Raw genomic sequence first — 6569 nt, forward strand, 5'->3', positions numbered from 1 at the left:
ATGGTACAATAATAATTTGAGGTAATAAAAATGAGATTAGACAAGTATTTAAAAGTATCACGAATTATTAAGCGTCGTACAGTCGCAAAGGAAGTAGCAGATAAAGGTAGAATCAAGGTAAATGGAATCTTGGCCAAAAGTTCAACGGATTTGAAAGTTGATGACCAAGTTGAAATTCGCTTTGGAAATAAGTTGTTGCTTGTTAAAGTATTAGAGATGAAAGATAGTACAAAAAAAGAAGATGCTGCTGGCATGTATGAAATTATCAGTGAAACACGGGTAGAAGAAAATGTCTAAAAATATTGTACAGATGAACAATCCTTTTATTCAAAATGAACACCAACGTCGTCGTTACCTGATGAAGGAAAGACAAAAGAGGAATCGCTTTATGGGTTGGGTTCTTATTTTGATGATTTTATTGTTTATTTTACCGACCTATAATCTGGCCCAAAGCTATAATCAGTTATTGCAACGTCGTCAGCAATTGACAGAGTTGAAAGAACAATACCAAACTCTTAGTGATGAAAAGGATAAGGAATCTGCTTTTGCTGCAAAGTTGAAAGATGAAGACTATGTAGCAAAATATGCACGCGCCAAGTACTATTACTCAAAGAAACGAGAAGCAATTTACACGATTCCTGATTTGCTTCCGAGGTAATGTCATGGAAAATTTATTAGAAGTTGTTGAGCAATTTTTAAGTCTATCAGATGAAAAATTAGAGGAATTGGCAGCTAAAAACCATTTATTACGATTACAAGAAGAAAGGGAAGAGAAGAATGCGTAAGTTCTTAGTAGTGTTATCACTACTATCTGTTTTTATCATAACTTCAAGAGTAGTTAGCACAGAAAAACAGCTCCCTTACTCTTCACAAGAAATTTATTATCTAACTGAGTCTGATCATGGATTCTACTATAAAGAACCCCTTGAATCGCCAATGGTTTATGGAGAAACAGCTGTCTATGCTAATGAGGATCTTGTCAAGGAGTCTGGAAAATTGACTTCTGGAACCACCTTTAAAATCGTAGAATGGCGTTTGAATAGACAAGGTATTCCTGTTTTTAAATTAGATAATCACCAGTTTATCCTTGCAGATAAGCGTTTAGTCTATGATCAAAGTCAAGTTCAAACTCAAAATAGACAAGTATGGTTGGAACCGGGGTTTGTTATCTATAACAGTCCTTATGGTGCTAAAGAAATTTCTTCATCCCTCTCTCCCTATCAACGCGTAACAGTAGATAGAACCCTCTTTGCTGAGGGACAAGAATTTCTTCATATTGATCAAATTGGGTGGGTATCAAAAGAGTTCGTCTCAGAAGAGGACAATCGTATCCAGAAGGTTCAAGAAGTCTTGTCAAACAATTATCAGAATGAAAATTATTCTATTTATGTTAAACAACTGAGTACAGGTAAAGAGGCTGGGGTGAATGAAGACAGCAAACTCTATGCAGCTAGCATCTTGAAACTAGCCTACCTTTATTATGTTCAAGATAAGATAAATCAAGGTGACTATACGCTGGACAGTAGCTTCAAGTATGTCTCAGAAGTCAATAATTTCCCTGGATCCTATAAACCAGAAGGTAGTGGTAGTTTACCTAAAACAGGAGACAACAAAGACTACAGTCTCCAACAATTAATTACCAAGGTAACAAAGGAGTCTGACAATGTTGCTCATAATATTTTAGGTTATTATGTGACCAATCAATCTGACGGGGCTTTTAAAGAAAAAATGTCTACCATTATGGGTGAAGATTGGGATGTGAATGATAAATTAACTTCTTCAAAAATGGCTGGAAAAGTCATGGAAGCTATTTATAATCAGAATGGCTTTGTACTAGAGTCTCTAGGCAAAACGAATTTTGATAACCAACGAATTGCGAAAGGTGTTTCGGTTAAGGTAGCTCACAAAATCGGAGATGCTGACGAGTTTAAACACGATACTGCCATTGTATTTACAGACTCACCTTTCGTTCTCTCTATTTTCACTAAAAATTCTGATTATGACACCATTGCTAAGATAGCTAAGGATGTCTATGAGGTTCTAAAATGAGGGAGCAGGATTTTTTAAATCATTTTCTCAGAAAAGAGTATTTCAAAAAACATTTTAAGGTCGTATTGGCTCTGTCTGGCGGATTGGATTCAATGTTTTTATTCCATCTATTGTCCACTTATCAAAAAGAGTTGGAAATTGAGTTGATTTTAGCACATGTAAATCATAAGCAGAGAAGTGAGTCTGACTGGGAGGAAAATGAACTAAGGAAGTTAGCTGATGCAGCTGAACTTCCTATTTATATCACAAGTTTTTCAGGAGACTTTTCAGAAGCGCGTGCTCGAGAGTTTCGTTATGATTTTTTTAGGAAAATCATGAAAGAGGTTGGAGCAACTGCTTTGGTCACTGCCCACCATGCAGATGATCAGGTTGAAACGATTTTGATGCGCTTGATTCGAGGAAGTAGGCTACGTCATTTGACAGGAATAAAAGAAAGTCAAGTAGTTGATGATATCGAAATCATCCGTCCCTTATTGCATTTTCATAAAAAGGATTTTTCACCAATTGCTCATTTCGAAGATCAATCAAATCGTGAGAATGCCTATTTTCGCAATCGTATTCGAAATAGGTATTTACCAGAGCTTGAAAAAGAAAATCCTCGTCTTAAATCCGCTCTTTTAGATTTAGGAAGGGAAATTTCAGATTACCAAGTAGCCATAATGGAGCTCTCTGAACAGATTGATGTGGAAGATTTGAATGAGCTCTTTTCATACTCTCAACAAACTCAAGGGATCTTGCTCCAGAACTATCTCAATCAATTCCCTGACTTAAATCTTACGAAAGCTCAGTTTGCAGAAGTTCGACAGATTTTAGCAACTAAAAGTCAGTATCGTCACCCACTGAAAAATGGTTATGAATTGATAAAAGAGTATCAGAATTTTCGAGTTTGCAAAATCAGTCCACAGTCTGATGAAAAGAAAGATGAACTTGTGTTACACTATCAAAATCAAGTTCGATATAAGGGCTATTTATTTTCCTTTGGCATCCCTATTGAAGGGGACGCTGTTCAAAAAATAATGGTTTCACGGGAAACACCTGTATATATTAGATGTCGAAAACCTGGCGATGTTCTTATTCTGAATGGGCATCGAAAGAAACTGAGACGTTTATTTATAGATTTGAAAATCCCTATTGAAAAACGAAAAATAACCCCTATTATTGAGCAATTTGGAGAAATTGTCTCAATTTTAGGAATTGCGACCAGTGATTTGAGTAAAAACACGAAAAATGATATAATGAACACTGTACTTTATATAGAAAAAATAGATAGGTAAAAAGATGTTAGAACACGATATTGAAAAAATCCTCGTTTCACATGATGAAATTACAGAAGCAGCTAAAAAGCTAGGTGCGCAACTAACAAAAGAATATGAGGGGAAAAATCCAATTCTTGTTGGAATTTTGAAAGGATCAATTCCTTTTATGGCTGAATTGATCAAACATATTGATACGCATATTGAGATGGACTTCATGATGGTATCTAGCTACCATGGTGGAACTGCAAGTAGTGGTGTGATCAATATCAAGCAAGACGTAACTCAGGATATCAAGGGAAGACATATTCTATTTGTAGAAGATATCATCGATACAGGTCAAACTTTGAAGAATTTGAAAGATATGTTTATTGCAAGAGAAGTGGCTTCTGTTAAAATCGCGACTTTGTTGGACAAACCAGAGGGTCGTGTTGTTGAAATTGAGGCAGATTATACTTGCTTTACTATTCCAAATGAGTTTGTAGTAGGATATGGTTTGGACTACAAAGAAAATTATCGTAATCTTCCTTATGTTGGAGTGTTGAAAGAGGAAGTTTATTCAAATTAGAAAGAGCATTCTTTAATGAAAAAACAAAATAATGGTTTAGTTAGAAATCCATTTCTATACTTGTTAATTATCTTCTTCCTTGTAACAGGATTCCAGTATTTTTACTCTGGAAATGCTGCTGGGAAAAGTGAAAAAATTAACTATACAGAATTGGTAAAAGAAATTACAGCAGACAATGTAAAAGAATTGACCTATCAGCCAAATGGTAGCATCATTGAGGTGTCTGGTGTTTATAAAAATCCTAAGACTAGTAAAGAAGAAACAGGGATTCAATTTTTCACTCCTACTGCCACAAAAGTAGAAAGATTCTCAAGTACCATTCTTCCGTCGGATTCAACAGTTTCAGAATTGCAAAAACTTGCTTCTGAACATCAGGCTGAGGTAACAGTTAAACATGAGAGTTCAAGCGGTATGTGGATCAATATCCTTGTCTCTGTTGTGCCATTTGCTATTCTCTTGTTCTTCCTATTCTCTATGATGGGAAATATGGGAGGAAATAATAGTAGAAATCCAATGAGTTTTGGACGTAGCAAGGCCAAAGCTGCTAACAAAGAAGATATCAAGGTACGATTCTCAGATGTTGCAGGTGCCGAGGAAGAAAAACAAGAATTAGTCGAAGTTGTTGAATTCCTAAAAGATCCAAAACGATTTACAAAACTTGGTGCGCGTATTCCTGCGGGTGTTCTTTTGGAGGGTCCTCCGGGAACAGGTAAGACTTTACTTGCTAAGGCGGTTGCTGGAGAAGCAGGCGTTCCATTCTTTAGCATCTCAGGATCAGACTTTGTAGAAATGTTTGTCGGAGTTGGTGCAAGTCGTGTTCGTTCACTTTTTGAGGATGCAAAAAAAGCAGCGCCAGCCATTATCTTTATCGATGAAATTGATGCTGTCGGTCGCCAACGTGGTGTCGGTCTCGGTGGAGGAAATGATGAACGTGAACAAACCCTGAACCAGCTCTTAATTGAAATGGATGGTTTTGAGGGAAATGAAGGAATTATTGTTATCGCTGCGACAAATCGTTCAGATGTCCTTGACCCTGCTCTACTACGCCCGGGACGTTTTGATAGAAAAGTCTTGGTTGGCCGTCCTGATGTTAAAGGTCGTGAAGCAATCTTGAAAGTTCACGCTAAAAATAAACCTCTGGCAGACGATGTTGATTTGAAACTAGTTGCCCAACAAACCCCAGGCTTTGTGGGAGCTGACTTAGAAAATGTTCTAAACGAGGCAGCCTTGGTTGCAGCCCGTCGCAACAAATCAATTATTGATGCTTCAGATATTGATGAGGCAGAGGACAGAGTAATTGCTGGACCATCTAAAAAAGATAAAACAGTATCACAAAGAGAACGTGAATTGGTTGCATATCACGAGGCTGGACATACCATTGTTGGTTTAGTCTTGTCAAATGCCCGTGTTGTTCATAAAGTTACCATTGTACCACGTGGACGTGCAGGTGGTTACATGATTGCACTTCCTAAAGAGGATCAAATGCTTCTATCTAAAGAAGACATGAAAGAGCAATTGGCAGGTTTGATGGGTGGTCGTGTAGCTGAGGAAATTATCTTTAATGTCCAAACGACAGGAGCTTCAAATGACTTTGAACAAGCTACACAGATGGCGCGTGCAATGGTCACTGAATACGGTATGAGTGAAAAACTAGGTCCAGTTCAATACGAGGGTAATCATGCTATGTTTGGTGCACAAAGTCCTCAAAAATCAATTTCAGAGCAAACAGCCTATGAGATTGATGAGGAAGTACGTTCATTATTAAATGAAGCACGGAACAAAGCAGCTGAAATTATCCAATCAAATCGTGAAACCCACAAACTGATTGCAGAAGCATTGTTGAAATACGAAACATTAGATAGTACACAAATTAAATCTCTTTACGAAACAGGAAAAATGCCTGAGAATGTAGAAGAGGAATCTCATGCCCTATCTTATGATGAAGTAAAATCAAAAATGAGTGAAGAAAAATAACCGCAGAGAGGCCATGCCTCTCTTTTTGTATGCAGTTGAGGCAACGAGAAATACAGAAGAGGAGAAGTAGATCAAAGGCTTGATGCATTTTGTTAAACTAAATGCAGAAAGGAGAGGTCTATGAATCTGAAAGAATTATACGAAGAAAGCAAGGGGATCGTTCATAAGTGCCGCAAAGAATACCATTTACATCTGTGGGAGAAAGAGGACTGGGATCAGGAGGGTATGATGTGCTTGTATGAGCTAGTGGACCACCATCCAGAGTTACTAGAGGGTGAACGTCACCGACTATATGTCTGCTTTAAAACCAAATTCCGAAATCGTATCTTGGACTACATCCGTAAACAGGAAAGTCACAAGCGCCGTTTCGATAAAGAACCCTATGAAGAGGTGAGCGAAATCAGTCATCGCCTAGGAGAAAAAGGACTGAGACTGGATGATTACTATCTCTTTCATGAACTTCTAAGGAATTACAGAGCAAGTCAGAGTAAAGAAAAACAAGAACAACTTGACCGTCTCATGGGAGGAGAGTGTTTCAAAGGACGCAAAGCACTCCTAGGAGAATTAAGAGTGGTATTGAGTGATTTTAGATAAACTGGAAATAGTCAAAAAAGATCTTGACAAAGAGGAAAAAGTAGGTATAATAGAAAGAGTTGAAAAGCTCAGGTCCGTTGGTCAAGGGGTTAAGACACCGCCTTTTCACGGCGGTAACACGGGTTCGAATC

At 37.6% G+C, this 6569-nt stretch carries 8 protein-coding genes; all 8 read left to right on the forward strand.

Annotated elements, in window-relative coordinates; all coding sequences use genetic code 11:
• Nucleotides 1-30 precede the first annotated feature (30 nt).
• The 8 genes from BLS46_RS06190 to BLS46_RS06220 all read left to right on the forward strand — a co-directional run bounded on the left by BLS46_RS06190 (nucleotide 31) and on the right by BLS46_RS06220 (nucleotide 6438).
• Nucleotides 31-297, forward strand: a complete 267-nt coding sequence (locus BLS46_RS06190) for an RNA-binding S4 domain-containing protein (protein ID WP_001234973.1) — start codon at nucleotides 31-33, stop codon at nucleotides 295-297.
• Entirely contained in the window at nucleotides 290-658 is a 369-nt protein-coding gene (locus BLS46_RS06195; protein ID WP_000041917.1) for a septum formation initiator family protein, read from the forward strand. The genes BLS46_RS06190 and BLS46_RS06195 overlap by 8 nt, the downstream gene beginning before the upstream one ends.
• A gap of 4 nt (nucleotides 659-662) precedes the next feature.
• Nucleotides 663-785: an SP_0009 family protein gene (locus tag BLS46_RS10030; protein WP_000429343.1), complete on the forward strand. Its 123-nt coding sequence runs from the start codon at nucleotides 663-665 to the stop codon at nucleotides 783-785.
• Nucleotides 778-2049 (forward strand): serine hydrolase, encoded by a 1272-nt coding sequence (locus BLS46_RS06200; RefSeq protein WP_093586324.1) that lies wholly within the window; start codon nucleotides 778-780, stop codon nucleotides 2047-2049. Before BLS46_RS10030 ends, BLS46_RS06200 begins: the two co-directional genes overlap by 8 nt.
• Nucleotides 2046-3323: a tRNA lysidine(34) synthetase TilS gene (gene tilS / locus BLS46_RS06205; RefSeq protein WP_093586326.1), complete on the forward strand. Its 1278-nt coding sequence runs from the start codon at nucleotides 2046-2048 to the stop codon at nucleotides 3321-3323. The genes BLS46_RS06200 and tilS overlap by 4 nt, the downstream gene beginning before the upstream one ends.
• A 4-nt stretch (nucleotides 3324-3327) precedes the next feature.
• On the forward strand, nucleotides 3328-3870 hold the full coding sequence (gene hpt, locus BLS46_RS06210; RefSeq protein ID WP_093586328.1) for a hypoxanthine phosphoribosyltransferase: 543 nt from the start codon (nucleotides 3328-3330) through the stop codon (nucleotides 3868-3870).
• A 15-nt stretch (nucleotides 3871-3885) separates the two neighbouring features.
• Nucleotides 3886-5844 (forward strand): ATP-dependent zinc metalloprotease FtsH, encoded by a 1959-nt coding sequence (gene ftsH / locus BLS46_RS06215; RefSeq protein ID WP_093586330.1) that lies wholly within the window; start codon nucleotides 3886-3888, stop codon nucleotides 5842-5844.
• 120 nt (nucleotides 5845-5964) lie between these two features.
• Entirely contained in the window at nucleotides 5965-6438 is a 474-nt protein-coding gene (locus BLS46_RS06220) for a transcriptional regulator (protein ID WP_093586332.1), read from the forward strand.
• Nucleotides 6439-6569 lie beyond the last annotated feature (131 nt).

It is taken from the genome of Streptococcus sp. NLAE-zl-C503 (genome assembly GCF_900104285.1).
Classification (GTDB): Bacteria; Bacillota; Bacilli; order Lactobacillales; family Streptococcaceae; genus Streptococcus.